The organism is Campylobacter sp. CN_NE2 (assembly GCF_027797465.1).
Taxonomy (GTDB): domain Bacteria; phylum Campylobacterota; class Campylobacteria; order Campylobacterales; family Campylobacteraceae; genus Campylobacter_B.
In genome coordinates, this window is record NZ_CP115608.1 from 1,401,063 (window position 1) to 1,420,806 (window position 19,744).

The following is a 19,744-nucleotide window of genomic DNA, read 5'->3' on the forward strand; positions in this document are numbered from 1 at the left end:
TATTTTTTTACTTATAATTAAAGCTTGAATTATAACATTATTTAGTAAATTTAAGGAAATTCTATGATTGTAACTCGTTTTGCGCCAAGCCCGACAGGCTATTTACATATCGGCGGACTAAGAACTGCGCTTTATAACTATCTTTATGCAAGAGCCAATGGGGGTAAATTTTTACTTCGCATTGAAGATACCGACTTAAAACGAAACTCAAAAGAGGCCGCAGAAGCCATAGTTCAGGCATTTAACTGGTGCGGGTTAGAATACGACGGCGAGATTGTTTATCAAAGTTCAAGATTTGATTTATACAAAGAGTATGTTGCAAAACTGCTTGAAAGCGGAAAAGCATATAAGTGCTATATGAGCAAAGAAGAGCTTGACGCTTTAAGAGCCGAACAAGAAGCCAGAAAAGAACGCCCAAAATATGACGGGCGTTACAGAGATTTTACAGGAACGCCGCCAAGCGGAATCGAGCCTGTTATTCGCATAAAAGCCCCGACTAGCGGTGTTATCGAATTTGAAGACGGCGTAAAAGGAAAAGTTAGCTTTAACGCAAATGATATACTAGATGATTTTATTATCGCTAGAAGCGACGGGACGCCGACTTATAACTTTACCGTTGTGATTGATGATGCGCTTATGGGCGTAACGGATATTATTCGCGGGGACGATCATCTCTCAAATACGCCAAAACAGATTATTTTATATGAAGCTTTGGGATTTAAAATTCCAAAATTTTATCATGTTGCGATGATAAACGGAAGCGACGGCGCAAAACTATCAAAAAGGCACGGCGCAACCGATGTTATGGAATACAAACGCATGGGCTATCTAAGCGAAGCGTTGTTAAATTTTTTGGTGCGACTTGGTTGGAGTCATGGGGACGATGAAATTTTTAGCATAAATGATATGAAAAGGCTTTTTGATCCAAATCATCTAAGCAAATCTTCAAGCACATTTAACCAAACAAAATTAGAGTGGTTAAACGCTCACTATATAAAAACAGCGAATTTGCAAAGAATTTTGGACGAGCTAAATGATCTTGGCGTAAATGTGAAAAACCACGCTAAAAAGGAACTTTTGATAGATCAATACAGAGAGCGAAGCAAAACTTTGCTAGAAATGGCAAATTCCATAAATTCTCTTTTAAATTCCCCGCAAAGCTACGACGAAAAGGCATATAATAAATTTATAAATGAAAACTCTTTGCAAATTTTAGCTGAATTTAGCGAGATTTTAGAGCCAAATTTGGTTGCAATTGATTACGAAGAAGCCACTATGAAATTCCTTGAAAGCAAAGGCGCAAAGCTAAAAGATTTAGCCCAAGCTGTGCGAGTTGCGATTACTGGCACAAGTGTGAGTCCAAGCATTTTTGAAGTTATTGAAATTTTAGGAAGCGAGTGCGTAAAAGAGCGAATTTCAAAACTTTTAGCCTATGCAAAACAATAAATTTAAATTTGCCGAATTTTGAAATTTATTTTTAAAATTCGGCTTAAATTTATAAAATTTTTTTAAATTCCTACTTAAATGCTATAAATTCAGAAGAATTTTATTTTTACCTTATCTTAAATGGTGTATAATTCCAAAATTAGTTTTTAATTTAATTTTAAGGAGCATAAAATGGATTTGAAAGAAAAAGCTTTGAAATACCATGAAAACGGTAAAATTGAGATTAGAGTAACAAAACCTTGCGTTAGCGCGGAAGATTTGGGTTTGGCTTATACTCCGGGCGTGGCTGAGCCTTGCAAAGAGATAGAAAAAGACAACGAACTAGCCTACAAATACACAAATAAAGGCAATCTTGTAGCAGTTATCACAGACGGAACGGCAGTGCTTGGGCTTGGCGACATCGGTGCGGTAGCTGGAAAACCGGTAATGGAAGGCAAGTCAGTTTTGTTTAAAAAATTTGCAGGAGTTGATGCGTTTGATATTGAACTTGATGAAAAAGATCCTGATAAAATCGTCGAAATTTGCAAAGCATTGGCACCTACTTTTGGCGGTATAAATCTTGAAGACATCGGCGCACCAAAATGCTTTTATATCGAGAAAAAACTCCAAGAAAGCGTAAATATCCCAGTTATGCACGATGACCAACACGGCACGGCTATCATCACGACAGCAGGTCTAATAAATGTCCTAAAAATCACAGGCGATAAACCAGAAAACCTTAAAATCGTAGTAAGCGGTGCTGGTGCTGCTGGGATAGCGTGCGCGAAAATGTATAGAAATCTAGGCGTCAAAAATATCGTAATGCTCGATAGCAAGGGCGTGATTTACAAAGGAAGACCAAATTTAACACCTGAAAAAGAGGAATTTGCTATCGATACACAAGATAGAACCCTAGCAGATGCGATGAAAGGCGCAAATATGTTTTTGGGTCTTTCAAAACCGGGCGTTTTAACAGGCGAAATGGTAAAAACAATGGCTCCAAACAATCCTATAATTTTTGCATTAGCAAATCCTGTGCCTGAAATTTATCCTGATGAAGTAAAAGCCGTAAGAGACGATGTTATTATGGGAACAGGCAGAACAGATTTTCCAAATCAAGTAAATAATGTCCTTGGATTTCCTTTTATTTTCCGTGGCGCACTTGATGTAAAAGCGACTAAAATCACCGAAAATATGAAGGTCGCAGCAGCAAATGCCTTAGCAGAACTAGCTATGAAAGAAGTTCCTGATGAGGTTTTAAAGGCTTATGGCGTGAGTGAGCTGAAATTTGGCAAAGACTACATCATACCAAAACCTTTTGATCCAAGAGTGCTTACAGAAGTAGCTCCTGCTGTTGCGCAAGCTGCGGTAGATGACGGCGTGGCATTAGTGAAAAATTTTGATAAAAAAGCATATAAAGAGAGTTTAAAAACGCTTTTAAAATAAATGTATATTTTTTTTCCGAATTTGCTATGGTAAATTCGGAAAAACTCCTAAAATTTAGTATTTTATTAAACAAATTTAACTATAATTAACGGACTTTTTTACAAACGAGGCGTTATGCAAAATTTTGCTTTACTTACCGATTTTTACCAGCTTACTATGATGCAGGGCTATTTTTTTGAGAAAAAAGATGAAGTTGCTGTTTTTGATGTTTTTTTTAGAAAAGCTCCGTGTGGCGGTGGTTATGCGATACTTTGTGGTATAAATGAAGTAGTCGAATATGTTAAGAATTTAAAATTTAGCGATGAAGAAATCTCATATTTAAGAAGTTTGAAAATTTTTGACGAAAGATTTTTGGCTTATCTAAAAGATTTCAAATTTAACGGCGAAATTTACGCTATGCGTGAAGGAAGCGTTGTTTTTGCACACGAACCGTTAATAAGAGTAAAAGCAAATATCATGGAAGCTCAGCTCATGGAAGCTGCCATTTTAAATACCATAAATTTTCAAACTCTAATCGCTACAAAAAGCTCACGCATGGTGCGAAGTGCAGGGAACGCGCCGATAATGGAATTTGGTTTAAGAAGAGCGCAAGATAAAAGTGCCGGAATTTACGGCGCAAAGGCTGCTGTGGTTGGAGGTTGCGTTGGAACTTCAAATGTAGTAGCGGCTAAAAAATTTGGTATCACGGCGCTTGGAACGCACTCTCACTCGTGGATTCAAAGTTTTGATAGCGAAATCGAAGCTTTTAGGGCGTATGCAAAAATTTACCCAAATAACACTCTTTTGCTTGTCGATACTTATGATACGCTTAATAGTGGCGTTCCAAATGCGATAAAGGTTTTCAAAGAGTTAGCAGCAAATGGCTACAAACCGCTTGGAATTCGCATTGATTCGGGCGATATTGAGTATCTTACTAAACAAGCACGAAAAATGCTAGATAATGCTGGTTTTACTGACGCTAAAATCACGGCTTCAAGCGATTTAGACGAATATAAAATCGATCAACTAAGACTTCTTGGTGCAAAAGTCGATAGCTGGGGGATTGGCACAAAGCTCATAACTTCTAGCGATTGCCCTAGTCTTGGCGGTGTTTATAAACTAAGTGCGATTATCAAAAATGGTAAAGAAATTCCAAAAATTAAAATTTCAAACGATCCACGCAAAATAAATAATCCTGCTTATAAGCAAGTTTTTAGACTTTATGATAAAGCGACAAATAAAGCACTTGCCGATCTTATCACGCTTGATGATGAGATTATCGACGAGAGTAGGGAACTTGAAATTTTTCACCCGCTTTATACTTATAAACGAAAACGAATTTCAAATTTTTACGCTAAAAAACTGCTTGAACCGCTGTTTATAAACGGCGAATTTGTAGGGAAAATTTATAGTGTTAATGAAATCGCCGAATTTGCAAAGTCCGAAAAAGAGAGCATTTGGGACGAATTTTTAAGAAATATTCACCCACAAACTTACAAAGTCGATCTCTCTAAAAAACTTTATGAACTCAGAGAAAATTTAATAAACGAGCATAGGAAAGGAATACAATGAAAAATGTAAAACTCATCTCGCACCCGCTTATAGAGCATAAATTATCTATTTTACGGGATAAAAAAACCGATCCGTTTCAATTTCGTATGCTAATCGATGAAATTAGCTATTTAATGCTATTTGAAGCCAGTAATGACTTAAAGCTTAAAAGCGTAGAAATCACAACGCCCGTTGCAAAAATGAACGCAAAAAAGCTTGATGAAAAGATTATGATTTGTCCGATTTTACGAGCTGCTCTTGGTATGCTTGATGCGATTTTCAAGCTAATTCCTGATGCGAGTGTCGGGTTTTTGGGCTTTCAACGCAACGAAAAAACACTTCAAGCAGAGTTTTTTTACGCAAAATTGCCAAAAGATTACAAAAATCGCACCGCGATTATCATCGATCCTATGTTTGCCACAGGCGGAACGGCGATCGATGCGGTTAAATTTTTAAAAGAAAAAGGGGTTAAAAATATCAAATTTATTTCGATTATCTCTGCACCAGAGGGATTGAAAAAATTTAGCGAAATCTACCCTGATGTTCCTGTTTATACGGCTGCAATCGATGAAAAATTAAATGAAAACGGATACATTGTTCCCGGACTTGGGGATGCAGGAGATAGAGTTTTTAATACAATAAATTAATAAAATCTTTTTTTAAGGAGAAGACATGAAAAAAATGTTATGTTGTGCGTTTTTAGGCGCATTTTTGCTTAGCGGTTGTGCAGAACTTGCAAATTTAGGTCTAGGAACTAGTTCTAGTGTCGAAAAAAACAAAGAAGAAGTTTTAAATTTCACAGGTAAAAAAGGCTTAACGGTTAAATTAGTTTCAAATGATGATTTTGAAACAGCTACTATGACTACGAATAAAAGCAAACAAGCGTATTCTATGGTTCGCAAACCATCAGGTAGCGGTGTCTATATGGAATCAAAAGATGGAGCAAATATCCATTTTAAAGGCTCACAAGGCATAGTTAAATTTGGAAAATATAAAGAAACTAATATTGATTTAATCAATGAAGAAGTTTTAAATTTTGAAGGTGAAGACGGTTTAAAAGTCAAGTTGGTTTCAAATGACGATTTCGAAACAGCGACAATGACAACAAATAAAAATAAAAAATCATATTCTATGGTTCGCAAACCATCAGGTAGCGGTGTTTATATGGAATCAGCCGACGGAGCAAATATCCATTTTAAAAACACATACGGTGTTGTCGAATTTGATAAATATAAATCAATTACGATTGATCTTGTAGATTAATTTTAAGTTATTTTTAATTTTAAAAGTGCCTTAAAATCAAATTTTAAGGCACTAGGTTTTTAATATTAAAAAAATATAAAATTTATTTTTATCATAATTTGATGAAAATTTTTAAAATTTAATACAAAAATGACTAAATTTAGACTTAAATTCAGTGATTTTTTATAATTAAATCGCGATATAACGAGATTTTATATAAAAATTTACAAACATTAAAATAAAATAAAATTCATTTTTTTATTAAATTTTAAGAGAACAAATAATAGAATAAAAGCTTCAAAAAGGAAAATAATGCTTTTTGGAAAGATAGATTATCTAAATTTATTGCCCTTTCATGTGTTTTTAAAAGGTTATCCGCTTCAAAATTACGCAAAAAAGGCAATCGAGTTTAAAAAAGGCGTTCCAAGCGAACTTTGCAAAAAACTCTACAACCGCAAAATCGATGCAGCTGTGATTTCTAGCATAGAAAGCAGACGAGCAAAATACAAGAAACTAAATTTAGGTATAGTCGCGAAAAAAAGCGTTAAAAGCGTTTTGGTTAGGAAAAATTCTGCTTCCAAACTAGATAGCGCTTCGATGAGTTCAAATATGCTTTGCCGAATTTTAGGGCTTTGGGGCGAAGTCATTATCGGAGATAATGCACTTAGAGCAAATCTTAGCGAAGGAAGTGAGAATTTTCACGATCTTGGCGAAGTTTGGAAAAAAAAGACGAATTTGCCCTTTACTTTCGGTAGATTTTGTTACATAAAAAACGGCGATTTATATAAAGTTTTGGTGAAAAAATTTTTGAGCCGTAAGATTAAAATTCCATACTACATTTTGCAAGATTACGCCAAGACACGGCAGATTGCGCCAAAAGATATATTAGAGTATCTAAATTTTATTAGCTATAAAATCGGCGCAAAAGAAGAAAAGGCGTTTAAGATCTTTATAAAAAGAGCAAGAACTTACAATTTTAATCCTAAACGAAAGGGAGTTAAATGAAAAACTATGTCAGTAATATCTTAGAAGATATTAAGAGAAAAAATCCGGGTCAAGAAGTTTTTATCCAAGCAGCCACCGAAGTTTTAACAAGCCTTGAACCACTACTAAAAAGAGAAGACAAATACATTAAACATAAGATTGTTGAAAGAATTTTGGTTCCTGAGCGAACTTTGATGTTTAGAGTTGTTTATACAAACGATAAAAACGAACCTTGCGTTCATACGGGTTATAGAGTCGAATTTAACTCAGCCATAGGACCATATAAAGGCGGTATTAGATTTCATCCGACCGTAAATTTGGGCGTTTTGAAATTCTTAGGTTTTGAGCAAATTTTCAAAAATTCACTAACAGGGCTTAATATCGGCGGCGGCAAAGGCGGAGCGAATTTCGATCCAAAAGGTAAAAGTGATAACGAGATTATGAGATTTTGTCAATCATTTATGATTGAGCTTCAAAGGCTTATTAGCGATGTTACCGATGTTCCGGCTGGTGATATTGGTGTCGGGGGACGAGAGATCGGCTATATGTTTGGTCAATACAAAAAAATCACACGCAGATTTGACGGCTCATTAACAGGAAAAGGTCTAAGCTGGGGCGGAAGTTTGGCTAGAACAGAAGCAACAGGCTATGGCTCGGTTTATTTTGCAAATGAAATGCTAACTAAAAAAGATGATAGCTTACGCGGTAAAATTTGCGCCGTAAGCGGTGCGGGTAATGTTGCGATTTACACCGTTGCAAAACTTTATGAAATGGAAGCAAAACCTGTAACCGTTAGCGATTCGACAGGCTTTATTTATGATGAAAACGGCATTGATTTGGCACTTCTAAAAAAATTAAAAGAAGAGATGAGAGTAGGGCTTGCCGAGTATGTAAAAACTCACCCAAAAGCAGTTTTCACGCCTGTTAGTAGCTATCCGGCAGGAAGAAACGGCGTTTGGGGCGTTAAATGCGACGCGGCTTTCCCAAGTGCGACACAAAATGAGCTAAATTTAGAAGATATAAAAACGCTTTATAACAACGGCTGCCGCATGGTTTGCGAGGGTGCAAATATGCCAAGCACACTTGAAGCTATCGATTTTATGCTTAGCAAAAAAGATTTTCTTTTCGGACCTGCCAAAGCAGCAAACGCGGGTGGTGTTGCAACTAGCGGCTTAGAAATGGCGCAAAATGCGAGTATGACAAGCTGGACATTTGAAGAAGTTGATGCAAGACTTCACAATATCATGCGACATATTTTTAGAACTAGTTATGAGACTTCAAAAGAATTTGGTCAAGAAGGCAACTTGGTTTTAGGATCAAACATTGCAGGTTTTAGAAAAGTAGCCGATGCGATGATAGATCAAGGCTATCTATAACAGAATTTACCGAATTCTCGTTAAATTTTTATTCCTAATTTCTAATAAATTTGCTAAGCCCGAGCCAAAAACTCGGGCTTTTTTTATGGTTAAAATTTGGTAATTATTATTTAAAATTATATAAAATTTTCTTGTTTTGTGATGAAATTTGGCGAATTAAAAAATAATAATTTATTACAAAAAAGAGTTGTGCGAGAGCAAAACTCGCACAAATTTTGATAAATTATTTTATGATTTTGTCTTTTTCAAATCTAAAAGGAACACTATCTACGCCTGCTTTGTGGTATTTTATAGCCAAAGCTTCCATTTTAGCGATATTTTCAGCACCTGCTTCTTTTTCTTGTGAAGGAAGCTCTTTGTCGTAGTATTTGCGTAAAACTTTGATTTTATCGGCATCAGTTTTAGCTGTTTTAATATCCTTGTAAATCATATAGCTTTTTGAGTGTCCGCTATTTTCATGAACCGAAGTCATAATGATTTCTAAATTCCAAGCTTTAAGTCTTTCTTCGATTTGATTCATTTCTTGACGGCAGTATGGGCATTCTGCGTCTGTAAATATTATCATTGTAGGTTTGTTTTTGTCATTGCCTAGTTTTATGATATTTTCAGCTTTTTCTTCGTTATAAACCTTAGAAAGTTTTACCGCAGTTCTTTGTTTTTTGATTTCATCGATATAGCGAATTTTATCTTTTATATTAAAAACTTCTGGGAAAATCAAATCGTCTTTTGAGATTAAAATTTCTTCTTGCCTTACATTTCCGTCTTGTAAAACCTCCACTACAACAGCCTCAAAGCCGTCAAGTCCTTTAATAGGCAATCTTTCAGCGACTTTAAAATTTAACTCTTTTGGCGCACCACCAAAAACTGATAAAATTTGCTCATCAGTTGCTGCATTTAGGCTAGTTAGAGTAGCTACGGCTAGTGCCGAAGTTAAAATTGTTTTTTTCATATTTTTTTCCTTATTAAAAAATTCGTTAAATTATAGTTGAATTTTGTAAATTTTGTATAAAATTTAGCGTTTTTTAGATTTTTTATTCTAAATTTAATTAAATTCGCCGAATTTTATAAACTCGGCGAATTTGTAATTTTAATCAAAAGGTAGTTTTACGCCACCGTTTTTGCCTTGTATTACGCCTGAGTTACTTTTGTGCAAAATTTCACTTTCGTTTGTATTTTGCGAAACTTCGGTTGCATTATTTTCTAAATTTGCCGTGAAATTACCTTCGCTTGTAGCGTTTGTGTCTGTTTCATTTTCATCGACGGCGCAAATTTTAACTCCGCCGCTAAAAACATCATTTGGCAAATCTGCCCCACAACCACTATCTTTACTTAAATTTCCACCCAAATCGATACTTGTGATTTTTGGCACGGCTGAACTGCCTTGCGAATTTGAACTTGGTGCGCTTATGGCAAAAACCAAACCACAAACGCAAAAAATCAAAGCTAATTTTTTCATTTTTTATCCTTTTACCATGTTACGCTTTTGGCTGAGCCGATTTTTTCGATGACACTTTCATCTTCCCAAAACGCTAGTCCTGTTTCTAAATCGGTCAAGGTTAGCTGAAAATAATACGCTACTAAGGCTTTTTTAGATGCCGTTAGCGAAGTGCGTTGGATTATTTTTCCGCTAAGAGCGAAATTTGGTGCGTAAATCGAGCCTTTTGGCGGAAGCGTTTTTTGATTTACTTCGTCGCTCTCTCTCATATCTCTAATGTCGCCGATTAGCCCTTCTTCGTTGTTTCCGTCGCCACTAATAGCACTTGTGATGACGGCTTTGCCTGAATTTAGCATTGCAATGCGAATTTTTTTAGTCAGCAAATCTGTATCTATGCGTTGGGTTGTGTCATTTATAACCCGACCAATAGCCACGACATACCTGCCGCCACCTTTTTTGTTTAAAACTCCGCTTGATAGCAGGTTTTCGACCGCATCGCTTGCTGCTTTTTCAAAATCAGCACGATCAAGTCCTAGCGTCATATATTCGTTTCCGCCGCTTGGTTTGCCGTTGCTCATATATTCGGTTTTATCAGCGCAACCTGTGAAAATTCCCACAGCCAAAGCGCAAATTAGCAAAAATTTTAAATTCTTCATCATAGCTCCTTATTTCCCTTGATATTCATATTGTGCAGGATTATTTCTAAATTCGTCATCGTCGCTAGGAAACTGCATACGAATTTTATAATCCACCGCTTTAATCGACGGCGCAACTGCCTTTAAAACAAAATTTCGCTTGGCTTCGACTTCGACGACTTTCCATTTTGACATAATCGTATCGATTAAAAAGCCGTCATTATCATACCAATCAACCTTGTAAGCGACCGTTTCGTTTGAATTTGTATAGTTTTTAAAGACGGCTTGAATTTCTAAAAATCCGTCTTCTTTGGTGCGCTTAACCATATCTACAAACTCCAAAGTATCGTAAATTCCGCTATCTTCGACCGTGAAATTTGGATCTTTTACCTTTTTTACACAACCGCTTAGCAAGAAAACGCTAAGTAAAAAGATTAAAAACTTTTTCATACTAACTCCTTAAAATATGATTGTATCAATATAGTTTAAATTTCGTTGTAATGATTTTATATAAATTATTGCATTTTTGTTTGGCGGAATTTGCGAATTTGTGATTTTTTCGCCATTATCGCCTGAAATTTGCAAATTTAATCCGTTTTTGTTTTCAAAACTCGCACTTTGGAAATTCGCAGGTAAATAGCCCCAATAGCGAATATCTGCACGATTGCTTAATATATTAAACATAGCATAAATCGCCCCAAATGCCGCTCCGTCTTTGTGCTGTGAAAGCTGATATTCTAAAATGATTTTTGAAATTCCTAGAAAAATTTGTCGATTGGCCCTAAGATTTGCCGTGGCTTTAAATTCAGCCGCGATAATCTCGTTCATATCGGTTATTTGTGTGGTTTTTGCCCCGTTTATTTGCAAAAATTCATACGAAGTATTTCGTTTTTTTAGCACCGGCAAAGCTACATTTAGCGACATAAATGCTCTATCTATTATAAACGGAAACGAAAATCCGCTCTCTTTTAAACCCGCACCTCGTCCGTTTTCATAAATAACCCAAACTCGTCTTTTTGAATTTCTTGCATTTAGCGAATTTGCGAGTGAATTTGCATAGGCTAAATCTTTTTTGATTTGTCCATTTTTTGGCATTATAAGCGAAACTTCTTTTAGCAAATCAGCTCCCTTTGCATAAGAGCCGTCGCACAAAAAGAAAATTCCTGCTAAATACGAAGCGAAAGGATTTACAAAGTTACTACTAGCCTTTAAATTTGAGTATGAATTTTCGTAAAAATTTAAAAATTCGTTGATATTTTTTGAATTTGCATTATAAAGGTAACGCCCCGTTTCATCAGTGTAGTTTGGTTGCGTTTTTGCTACTGCTAAAATATCGTCCATAAAATGGCGTTTGGCGATTTCTTGGCGTTCTAAAATGCGGTTAAATTCGACCCTTGCATTGTCAAATTCGCCCAAATTCATAAAATTTAAGGCTTTGTATAAATTTGTCATAATTCGCTCGTAAAATTTGCCGTTATAATCTAAAATGTTGTCATTTGTAAAGGACGAAACTATCTCATTTAGCCCTCTTACGAATAAATTTCGCTCATCGACTGCGGTTTTATAATTTCCTTCTGCGATGTCAAAAAAATAGTTGCTTTCTTCATAGTTTTTGCAGTTTCTAGCAATCGAACCTGCGCTATTTGCGGCAAAAATCTTATCGTCGTTTTTAGCAACCATTTTTGCGTAATCTTTTGTGTCGCAAATTCCGCGTGAAATTTCGTAATCAAATTTAGCTATTTTATCGCCATGCCCTGTAAAAACAGCACACCCGCTAAACAAAAATGCCGTAAAAATCAAAACGAAAATTCGCAAATTCACAGGCTTTCCTATTAAAAAAATTACGAAATTATATTAAATTTATTTAAATGAATTTATGCTTTAAATTTACAAAATATTTAGATACAAAAAACTAATTTTTTGATTTGAATTTAAGTTCTAAAAATATTTTGCAAAGTTCGAAATTTAGGATATTATTAATATGTTATTACAAAGTCATAAAATTGATAATTTTATCAAAAAAAGTTGTAAATTTTAAGTATAGTGAAATATTTTTTTCATTATACTCGCTTCGTGAAAGGAAATAAATTTTATGAAAAAAATTATCAAAAGAGACGGAAGCGCTCAGGAATTTTTACCTTACAAAATCGAAGATGCAATCAAAAAAGCTTTCAAAAGTGAATCATGGCCTTATGATAAACGAGTTTTTGAAAGTGTTTTGCAAAGTATAGTTTTTAAAGAAAAACTAGGCGTCGAAGAGATTCAAGATTTGATTGAAAAGTCGCTGTATTCGCACGGATACTTTGCCGTTATGAAAAGCTTTATGATTTATCGCCACACGCATAAAATGCAAAGAGAGCAAATTTTAGGGCTTAATGACGATACGACCTATATAAACTGTACTCAGACAATAAATGAATATATAAGTAAATCTGATTGGCGAATTTCTGCAAATTCAAACACAAGCTACTCAAATGCAGGGCTTATTAACAACACCGCAGGAAAAGTCATTGCAAATTATTGGCTAGATAAAGTTTATAACAAAGAAGAAGGCGCAGCGCATAGAAACGGGGATTATCACATACATGATTTAGATTGTTTGAGTGCATACTGCGCCGGTTGGAGTTTGCGAGTTTTATTAAACGAAGGCTTTAACGGAGTTCGCGGCAGGGTTGAGAGCAAAGCACCAAAACATTTTCGCGAAGCACTTTATCAAATGGCAAATTTTTTGGGAATTTTGCAAAGCGAGTGGGCGGGAGCTCAGGCATTTTCGAGTTTTGATACATATTTAGCACCCTATGTTTTTAAAGACAAACTTAGCGACGATGAGATCAAAAAGGCAATAACTAGTTTTGTTTTTAACCTAAATGTCCCGGCTCGCTGGGGTCAAAGTCCATTTACAAATGTTACGATTGATTTAACTTGCCCTGATGATTTAAAAGAGCAAATTCCAACTAGCAACGATATTCATTTATTTCGCGGAATTTGCGATGACGAGCTTTTAAAAGAAGTTAAAAAACGGGGCAAAAATTCGCTAGAAGAGCTTACTTACGGCGATTTTGAGCCTGAAATGGGGCGGATTGTGGTCGCGTTTTATGAAGTGCTAACGCAAGGCGATAAATGCGGTCAGCCTTTTACTTTCCCGATACCGACCGTGAATTTAACCGAGAGTTTTGATTGGGAAAGTAAGGCGGCACATGCTATTTTTGAAAATACCGCTAAAATCGGATCTAGCTATTTTCAAAATTTTATCGGAAGCCAATATATCACAAATGAAAATGGCGAAAAAGTGCCAAACCCAAAAGCCTATAAGCCGGGCGCTGTTCGCTCTATGTGTTGTAGGTTACAGCTTGATTTAAGAGAGCTATTAAAACGGGGTGGGGGTCTTTTTGGTAGTGCGGAAATGACAGGAAGTATCGGCGTGGTAACCATAAATTTAGCCCGTCTTGGATATTTGTATAAAGATGATAAAGCAGGGCTTTTTGCTAGACTTGATGAGCTATTAGAACTTGCAAAATCAACCTTGGAGAAAAAACGCAAATTTGTAAATGAAATGTTTGAGCGTGGGCTTTATCCATACACAAAACGCTATTTAAACGGCTTTAATAACCATTTTAGCACTATTGGCATTAACGGCGCAAACGAAATGATACGAAATTTTACTGATGATAAAGAAAACATTACGACTAGGTTCGGGCGAGAATTTGCTAGTGAAATTATCGAGCATTTGCGTGAAAAAATTCGCCTTTTCCAAGAGCAAACGGGAAATTTATACAACCTTGAAGCAACTCCCGCAGAAGGCACGACTTATCGTTTTGCAAAAGAAGATAAAAAACGCTATGAAAATATATTGCAAGCAGGATCTCATAAAAATATTTACTACACAAACTCGACCCAGCTTCCGTCGTATTTCGGAGACGATCCGTTTGAAGCTTTGGATTTGCAAGATGACTTACAATCTAGCTACACAGGCGGAACGGTTTTTCATTTGTATATGAAAGAGCGCATTAGTTCTGGCGAAGCGTGTAAAAATTTAATTAGAAAAATTGTTAGTAATTACAAACTTCCTTACATAACAATAACGCCGATTTTTAGCGTTTGCCATAAACACGGATATATCGCAGGTGAGCATGAGTTTTGTCCGAAATGCGATGAAGAAATTTTGCAAGAATATCAAAAAAACAAAGGGGCATAAAATGGAATTTCCAAAAGAACTTGAAGCAAAACGCACAAAATGCGTAGTTTATACTAGGGTTATGGGCTATTTTAGACCTGTTGAGAGCTTTAATCTTGGCAAAAAAGGCGAACACAAAGAGCGAGTATTTTTCGTGGAAAAAAAGGTAAAAAAACAAAGTGCATAAAAGTCAAATTTATGAAATAACGCCATTTACGATGCTCGATTTTGGCGAACTGACTGCTTGTATCGTCTGGTTTGTGGGTTGCAATATGCGCTGTATTTATTGTTACAATACCCAGCTAGTCGTAAGCGAAGGAAATGTCGGCTATGAAGAGCTGAGTGAGTTTTTGAAATCTCGCGTAGATAAGCTTGACGGCGTTGTTTTTAGCGGTGGCGAATGCACACAAAATGTCGATTTTTTTTATTTGGCAAGGGAAGTTAAAAGGCTTGGGTTTAAACTTAAAATTGACACAAACGGCTCTAATCCAAATATCTTAAAAAAGGCAATAGAAGAGAATTTGATAGATTTTATCGCACTTGATTTTAAAGGCGATGAAAAACACTTTGAATTTATTACAAATTCAAATTTGTATTCCAATTTTTTACAATCGTTGCGTTATTTAGTAAGTATAAATTTTGACTTTGAAGTGAGAACAACCGTCCATAGTGATTTTATTGATGAAAAATTGATAGAAAAAATGGCAAAAATTTTAGAAAACGAAGGTTATAAAGGGACATATTTTTTGCAAAATTTTTTATATACAGGGGAAAATTTTGGTTGTATCGGCGAACCTGTGAGTAAATTTGATCCAAGCAAAATAAATTCAAATTTAAAAATTTCATTACGGAATTTTTAGGTCTGAATTATAAATTTTTCAAACTTTTTTAGCTAGAATTACCGATAAATTTATTTAAGGAAAATGCAATGAATAGGAAAAAAATCTACAATCCGTTTTCTGATGAAACGCTTACAAATCGCAAGGTTTTTGGCGGAAATCCGCAAGGAATTTTAAATTTCACAAAAGCAAAGTATCAATGGGCTTTGAAATTATGGGACATAATGGAAGCAAACACTTGGTTTCCAAAAGAAGTCGATACAACTGATGATGTCAGGGATTATAATTTCAACCTAACAGCTGCCGAAAAACGCATGTATGATTTGGTTTGGAGCCAACTTATCTCAATGGATAGCTTCCAAACAAACAACTTAGCTGATAATATAAACCCTTATATAACAGCCCCTGAAATCAATGCAATTTTAGCGCGTCAAGCCTACGAAGAAGCAAATCACTCAAAAAGCTACGCCGTTATGGTCGAAGCCATTTGCGAAAATACCGATTTGATTTATGAAATGGAAAAACACGACGATGTTTTGCGCGAGAAAAATGACTACATTTCAAGCATTTACGAAGAGCTTGCGGGCGAAGTTACCGAAGATAAACTGCTTTTAGCTATGGTTGCAAATCAAATTTTAGAAGGAATTTATTTTTATAGCGGATTTACTTCGATTTATGCGTTAGCTCGTGCCGGAAAAATGCTGGGTTCAGCGCAAATGATTCGCTTTATTCAAAGAGATGAAATCACGCATTTATTGCTTTTCCAAAATATGATAAATTCGGTTCGCAAGGAACGACCTGATCTTTTCCACGAGCGAAATATAAATAAAATTTATGAAATGTTTGAAGCGGCAGGAAATTTGGAAATCAAATGGGGAAAATATATCACAGATAACCAAATAATGGGCTTTACAGATGATATTATCGAAGAGTATATTCACTATTTAGTAGATCAACGCTTGCTCGCAATCGGTTTAGAGAAAAAATATAATGCAACTCACCCGATAAAATGGGTTGATGATTTTTCTAAATTTAACGATCAAAAGTCGAATTTTTTTGAAAGTAAGGTTACGAACTACTCAAAAGGTAGCCTAAGTTTCGACGATTTTTAAATGTCTTGTGGAATTGAAATATTTTTGTTTTTAATTCCCCAGACTTGAACGGATTAAGGCGTAAATTCGGACAATTCCTACGCTCACTACCGACAAAGGTAGCTTCACTTGAAATCGTCCGAATTTACGCCTTACTACGCCTATGCTGTCTTGAATATTTTTTTATAAATTAAACAAAATCGCATAATTTGTCATTGCGAGAAATGCGAAGCATTTCGAAGCAATCGCTAGTGGTTAAATTCGCTGTTTGCTATTTTATAAATTCAAAATTACGAATTTGTTGTTGCAAAAATTCATAAAAATCTTAAATTTAAGCAAATTTATCTTAAAATATCGCCGTTAAATTTAAAAAATTAGGATACAAATGCAACCTTTGGAAAAAGCAAGATGCGCGAAAATGGCGGACGAAATCGCCGATAAAATTCAAATCAGCCCAAATTTATATGAAGCATTTTGCGCCATTTCTCGTTCTGAGTTTGTCCCTGTTTCAGCTTACGCATTTAGCCTAAATGCCCAACCCATTTTAGGAAATCAATGGATAAGTTCGCCTTTGACGGTGGCGAAAATGACAATGGCATTAGAGCTAGAAAACGCCGATAGTGTCCTAGAAATCGGCTGTGGAAGTGGTTATCAAGCTGCCATTTTAAGTAAAATCGTGCGAAGAGTTTTTACAATCGAACGCATAGAACGCTTAGTAAAAGAAGCCAAAAAACACTTTGCAAATTTAAATTTAAGCAACATAAATGTGCGTTACGATGATGGAAATGCAGGCTGGAAAGACTATGCTCCTTATGATAGAATTTTGCTCTCAGCGGCCGCAAAACAGATCGACAAACGGCTTTTTGATCAGCTTACAATGGGCGGAATTTTGGTTGCCCCGATTGAGAAAAACGGCGTTCAACAAATCATCAAATATACAAAAATGCCTTTACCGAATTTAAGCACAAATGGGGCTTTAAATTTTGATAAAACAGGCGAAAAATCGTATCGTATCGTAGAAAAAATCATAGAATCTTGCGAATTTGTGCCGCTTCTTAGCGGACGAGAATAAATTTAAAATTGATTGTATTTTAATAACTTTTACACTAAAATTCATAAATTTTTAACTAAATTCAAAGGATAAAAAATGTTAGAAACGAGTCCTGAAAATGTCAAATTAATGGTTGAGAGCTGGAAAATCCATAACAAAAATCAATTTTGGGTAAAAAAATCAAACAATATAGCAAAATATTTAGGCGAATTAAGGGCAGTTTTAGGCTCATTTAATGAAACAGAAAATGATTTTTTTCAGAATTTTTATATAAATTCAAGCGACGGAAATATTCATAGCACGAAAATTTTAGAACTTGGTGAAAAATACGAACGAGCCGAGTTTTTCTTTATTGATAAAATTTTAGAATCAAATATGACTTCGCACTATTATGATTTTGTTTTTAAAAATAAAATTATCGCCAAAAAAGAAATTTTTCAAAATGCTTCTGCTCTAAGCGTTGAAAATACGCTAAAAGGGGAAGATAAAAGCATAATTTCACTTTATGTATTTATCGAAAATGTTGCTAAAAATTTTAACACAACTTGTGCCGATAGGACACAAAGAGATGAATTTAAAGGAAAGTTAGTCAAATTTTATGATGCTATTTTTAAGATTTTTTATACCATCGGCGGCGAGATTTCGCTTTTTTATTTTGATTTAGTTTTGCATAATCAGCCTTTGATTTTAGTCGAATTTATAAAAACCGCCATTAATGCGACTTCATTTGATGAGATTGAGCTTTATCTGACAGATGACGGACTTTTGAATTTTAAAATTGCGGACAATGAAAATTTTCATCGCATAGAAAAAAATGAACTTTATACGATAGCTTCTGCGTTTGCGATGTTAAATGAAACATTTCCGAGTTTTATTTATTCTGCTGAAAACGCAGAAATATTAGAGCAAACTTTTGGCGAAAAAATATCAAATTTTAGCGATTTTCAAAGATTATGTGATAAATTTCTAAGCGAATTTTCTCCGTATCCAAGTGATGCAAATTCGTTGATGAAATATATTTATACCGGGTTATTTTTTGATTATATCAAAAATTTCAAATCAGAAGAAATTGCCAAAAATACCATTTTTTATGGAGCTGTGGGTTCGGGCAAAAGTAGAAAAATAGCAGAAATTATCAAATCAAAAAAATTAAGTCCTGATAGATTTAGCTATATTTCGCTTCACCGAAGTTACGATTATAGCGACATTATCGATGGTTTTGTCGGAAGCGAATTTACAAACGGTGAATTTAAACAAATTTGTAAAAAGGCTCTAAGCGATCCACAAAATGAATATTATTTGGTAATAGATAATATTAATTGCGGTAAATTTGATGAAATTTTTGGCGAGACAATTGAACTTTTAAAAAAACGCTACGATCAAAATGAGCCGTTTTCGATGATACGCACGAAAAATTCGCACATCATCGACAAATTTGACGAAGTCAAAAAGGCTGAATTTAGCGTGGTTGTAGAAAATGGCAGGTCGTATTTTGCGGTGCCAAAAAATTTATACATTTTATGTGCTACAAATGGCAAAAATGACGGCATTTCGCCATCATCTGCTAAGGTTTTTAACTGGGTCAAAATGGGTTGTAATTATAGCGTTATCGAAGATACGCTAAATGAAGAAAAGATTAAAAATTCAGCCGCTTGCGTGGCTGTGTGCCGAAATTTAAACGATTTTATCGCCAAAGACGGTCGTTTGGGCACTGAAATAGGGCATGGTATTTTTATGAAACTAGTTGATTTTCAAAGCAATTCCCAAATCACACAAGATGGCTTAAATAGCTTTTTTAGCGAAGTTTTAGAACCGATTTTAGAGTGTTGTTATATTTCCAAAAATAGCGATACAATGGCAAATAAACAAATATCTGCTATAAAAGATATTTTTAAATTATAAATTTGATTTAAAAGGATTAAATTTGGCGCCATTTTGCCAAATTTAATCTAAATTTCCACATTTTCTATTTTTATATTTTGTTTTTGGCTTAGGTTTTGTGCTATTTGAGCTATTTCGTCTGTTTTTGGAAGCACAATATGAACGCTTTTATCAAAGCCTAAAAAATAATTTTCATCAGTGCAAACTATTCTTTTTAGCAAACTAATATCAAAAATTTCGCTAGGTTTTGGTGTGTTATCAGGTGAAAATGAAATTTTGTCATCTTCAACTATAAAATTCATTTTTGAATCGCTAAGATTTAAATTTTCTACTTTTTTGATATTTTTCTCTATGTTTTTGTTGTAAAATTTTGGAAAATATATCAGCCAAAGAGCTGCTAAAATAGTAGAAATAATCGTAGTAAATGGTGAAAATTTCAAAAGTGTATCTGTGATGATACCCACTAGTATAAATTCAAAAGGAATCGCGTAAGTGCTAAAAAATCGTTGTTTTTTCGCACTTTTGCTATGATTAAGCATAAATTTATTCAAATTTGTAACATCTTTGTTGGTAACCGTAACTTCCATATCGTCTCCGTAAAATAAAAATCCTGCAATTTTAACAAATTCGGGCTT

Annotated in this window: 19 protein-coding genes; 13 read left to right on the forward strand and 6 right to left on the reverse strand. The window is 34.8% G+C overall.

Annotation, left to right across the window (positions count from 1 at the left end; genetic code table 11):
- The first annotated feature begins 63 nt into the window (after positions 1–63).
- The 7 genes from gltX (at position 64) to gdhA (ending at position 8,003) form a co-directional block, all read left to right on the forward strand.
- Positions 64–1,446: a glutamate--tRNA ligase gene (gene gltX, locus PF028_RS07065; RefSeq protein ID WP_270860496.1), complete on the forward strand. Its 1,383-nt coding sequence runs from the start codon at positions 64–66 to the stop codon at positions 1,444–1,446.
- Between the two features lie 171 nt (positions 1,447–1,617).
- Positions 1,618–2,871, forward strand: a complete 1,254-nt coding sequence (locus PF028_RS07070; protein WP_270860497.1) for a malic enzyme-like NAD(P)-binding protein — start codon at positions 1,618–1,620, stop codon at positions 2,869–2,871.
- A 114-nt stretch (positions 2,872–2,985) separates the two neighbouring features.
- A complete protein-coding gene (locus PF028_RS07075; protein WP_270860498.1) occupies positions 2,986–4,422 on the forward strand; it encodes a nicotinate phosphoribosyltransferase in 1,437 nt (478 codons plus the stop codon).
- The gene (gene upp, locus PF028_RS07080; RefSeq protein ID WP_270860499.1) at positions 4,419–5,048 is read left to right on the forward strand and encodes a uracil phosphoribosyltransferase; all 630 of its coding nucleotides are present in this window, start codon (positions 4,419–4,421) and stop codon (positions 5,046–5,048) included. Before PF028_RS07075 ends, upp begins: the two co-directional genes overlap by 4 nt.
- 25 nt (positions 5,049–5,073) lie before the next feature.
- Positions 5,074–5,664 carry a hypothetical protein gene (locus PF028_RS07085; protein ID WP_270860500.1) on the forward strand — a complete coding sequence of 197 codons (591 nt, stop codon included), beginning with the start codon at positions 5,074–5,076 and terminating at the stop codon, positions 5,662–5,664.
- A 291-nt stretch (positions 5,665–5,955) separates the two neighbouring features.
- Complete coding sequence (locus tag PF028_RS07090) at positions 5,956–6,648, forward strand: MqnA/MqnD/SBP family protein (RefSeq protein ID WP_270860501.1); 693 nt, start codon at positions 5,956–5,958, stop codon at positions 6,646–6,648.
- Positions 6,645–8,003, forward strand: coding sequence for an NADP-specific glutamate dehydrogenase (gdhA, locus tag PF028_RS07095; protein WP_270860502.1), 1,359 nt, complete (start codon positions 6,645–6,647; stop codon positions 8,001–8,003). The genes PF028_RS07090 and gdhA overlap by 4 nt, the downstream gene beginning before the upstream one ends.
- Before the next feature lie 223 nt (positions 8,004–8,226).
- Here gdhA and PF028_RS07100 read toward each other — a convergent pair whose 3' ends face one another.
- The 5 genes from PF028_RS07100 to PF028_RS07120 form a co-directional block, all read right to left on the reverse strand.
- Positions 8,227–8,952 carry a thioredoxin domain-containing protein gene (locus tag PF028_RS07100; protein ID WP_270860503.1) on the reverse strand — a complete coding sequence of 242 codons (726 nt, stop codon included), beginning with the start codon at positions 8,950–8,952 and terminating at the stop codon, positions 8,227–8,229.
- A gap of 138 nt (positions 8,953–9,090) precedes the next feature.
- Complete coding sequence (locus tag PF028_RS07105; protein WP_270860504.1) at positions 9,091–9,459, reverse strand: hypothetical protein; 369 nt, start codon at positions 9,457–9,459, stop codon at positions 9,091–9,093.
- A gap of 11 nt (positions 9,460–9,470) precedes the next feature.
- Positions 9,471–10,094, reverse strand: a complete 624-nt coding sequence (gene lpoB, locus PF028_RS07110) for a penicillin-binding protein activator LpoB (protein ID WP_270860505.1) — start codon at positions 10,092–10,094, stop codon at positions 9,471–9,473.
- A gap of 9 nt (positions 10,095–10,103) precedes the next feature.
- A complete protein-coding gene (locus PF028_RS07115) occupies positions 10,104–10,523 on the reverse strand; it encodes a DUF1425 domain-containing protein (protein ID WP_270860506.1) in 420 nt (139 codons plus the stop codon).
- 9 nt (positions 10,524–10,532) lie between these two features.
- On the reverse strand, positions 10,533–11,894 hold the full coding sequence (locus PF028_RS07120) for a COG3014 family protein (protein ID WP_270860507.1): 1,362 nt from the start codon (positions 11,892–11,894) through the stop codon (positions 10,533–10,535).
- 271 nt (positions 11,895–12,165) lie between these two features.
- Here PF028_RS07120 and PF028_RS07125 point away from each other — a divergent pair, with 271 nt between their 5' ends.
- The 6 genes from PF028_RS07125 (at position 12,166) to PF028_RS07150 (ending at position 19,130) form a co-directional block, all read left to right on the forward strand.
- Complete coding sequence (locus tag PF028_RS07125; protein WP_270860508.1) at positions 12,166–14,268, forward strand: ribonucleoside triphosphate reductase; 2,103 nt, start codon at positions 12,166–12,168, stop codon at positions 14,266–14,268.
- A 1-nt stretch (position 14,269) separates the two neighbouring features.
- The gene (gene nrdD, locus PF028_RS07130; RefSeq protein ID WP_270860509.1) at positions 14,270–14,434 is read left to right on the forward strand and encodes an anaerobic ribonucleoside-triphosphate reductase; all 165 of its coding nucleotides are present in this window, start codon (positions 14,270–14,272) and stop codon (positions 14,432–14,434) included.
- Entirely contained in the window at positions 14,427–15,107 is a 681-nt protein-coding gene (locus tag PF028_RS07135; RefSeq protein ID WP_270860510.1) for an anaerobic ribonucleoside-triphosphate reductase activating protein, read from the forward strand. The genes nrdD and PF028_RS07135 overlap by 8 nt, the downstream gene beginning before the upstream one ends.
- A gap of 68 nt (positions 15,108–15,175) precedes the next feature.
- A complete protein-coding gene (locus PF028_RS07140; protein WP_270860511.1) occupies positions 15,176–16,198 on the forward strand; it encodes a ribonucleotide-diphosphate reductase subunit beta in 1,023 nt (340 codons plus the stop codon).
- A gap of 364 nt (positions 16,199–16,562) precedes the next feature.
- Positions 16,563–17,249 carry a protein-L-isoaspartate(D-aspartate) O-methyltransferase gene (locus tag PF028_RS07145; protein WP_270860512.1) on the forward strand — a complete coding sequence of 229 codons (687 nt, stop codon included), beginning with the start codon at positions 16,563–16,565 and terminating at the stop codon, positions 17,247–17,249.
- A gap of 75 nt (positions 17,250–17,324) precedes the next feature.
- Entirely contained in the window at positions 17,325–19,130 is a 1,806-nt protein-coding gene (locus tag PF028_RS07150) for an AAA family ATPase (RefSeq protein ID WP_270860513.1), read from the forward strand.
- A 47-nt stretch (positions 19,131–19,177) separates the two neighbouring features.
- Here the strand turns inward: PF028_RS07150 and PF028_RS07155 are convergent, their stop codons facing one another.
- Complete coding sequence (locus tag PF028_RS07155) at positions 19,178–19,696, reverse strand: hypothetical protein (RefSeq protein WP_270860514.1); 519 nt, start codon at positions 19,694–19,696, stop codon at positions 19,178–19,180.
- Positions 19,697–19,744 lie beyond the last annotated feature (48 nt).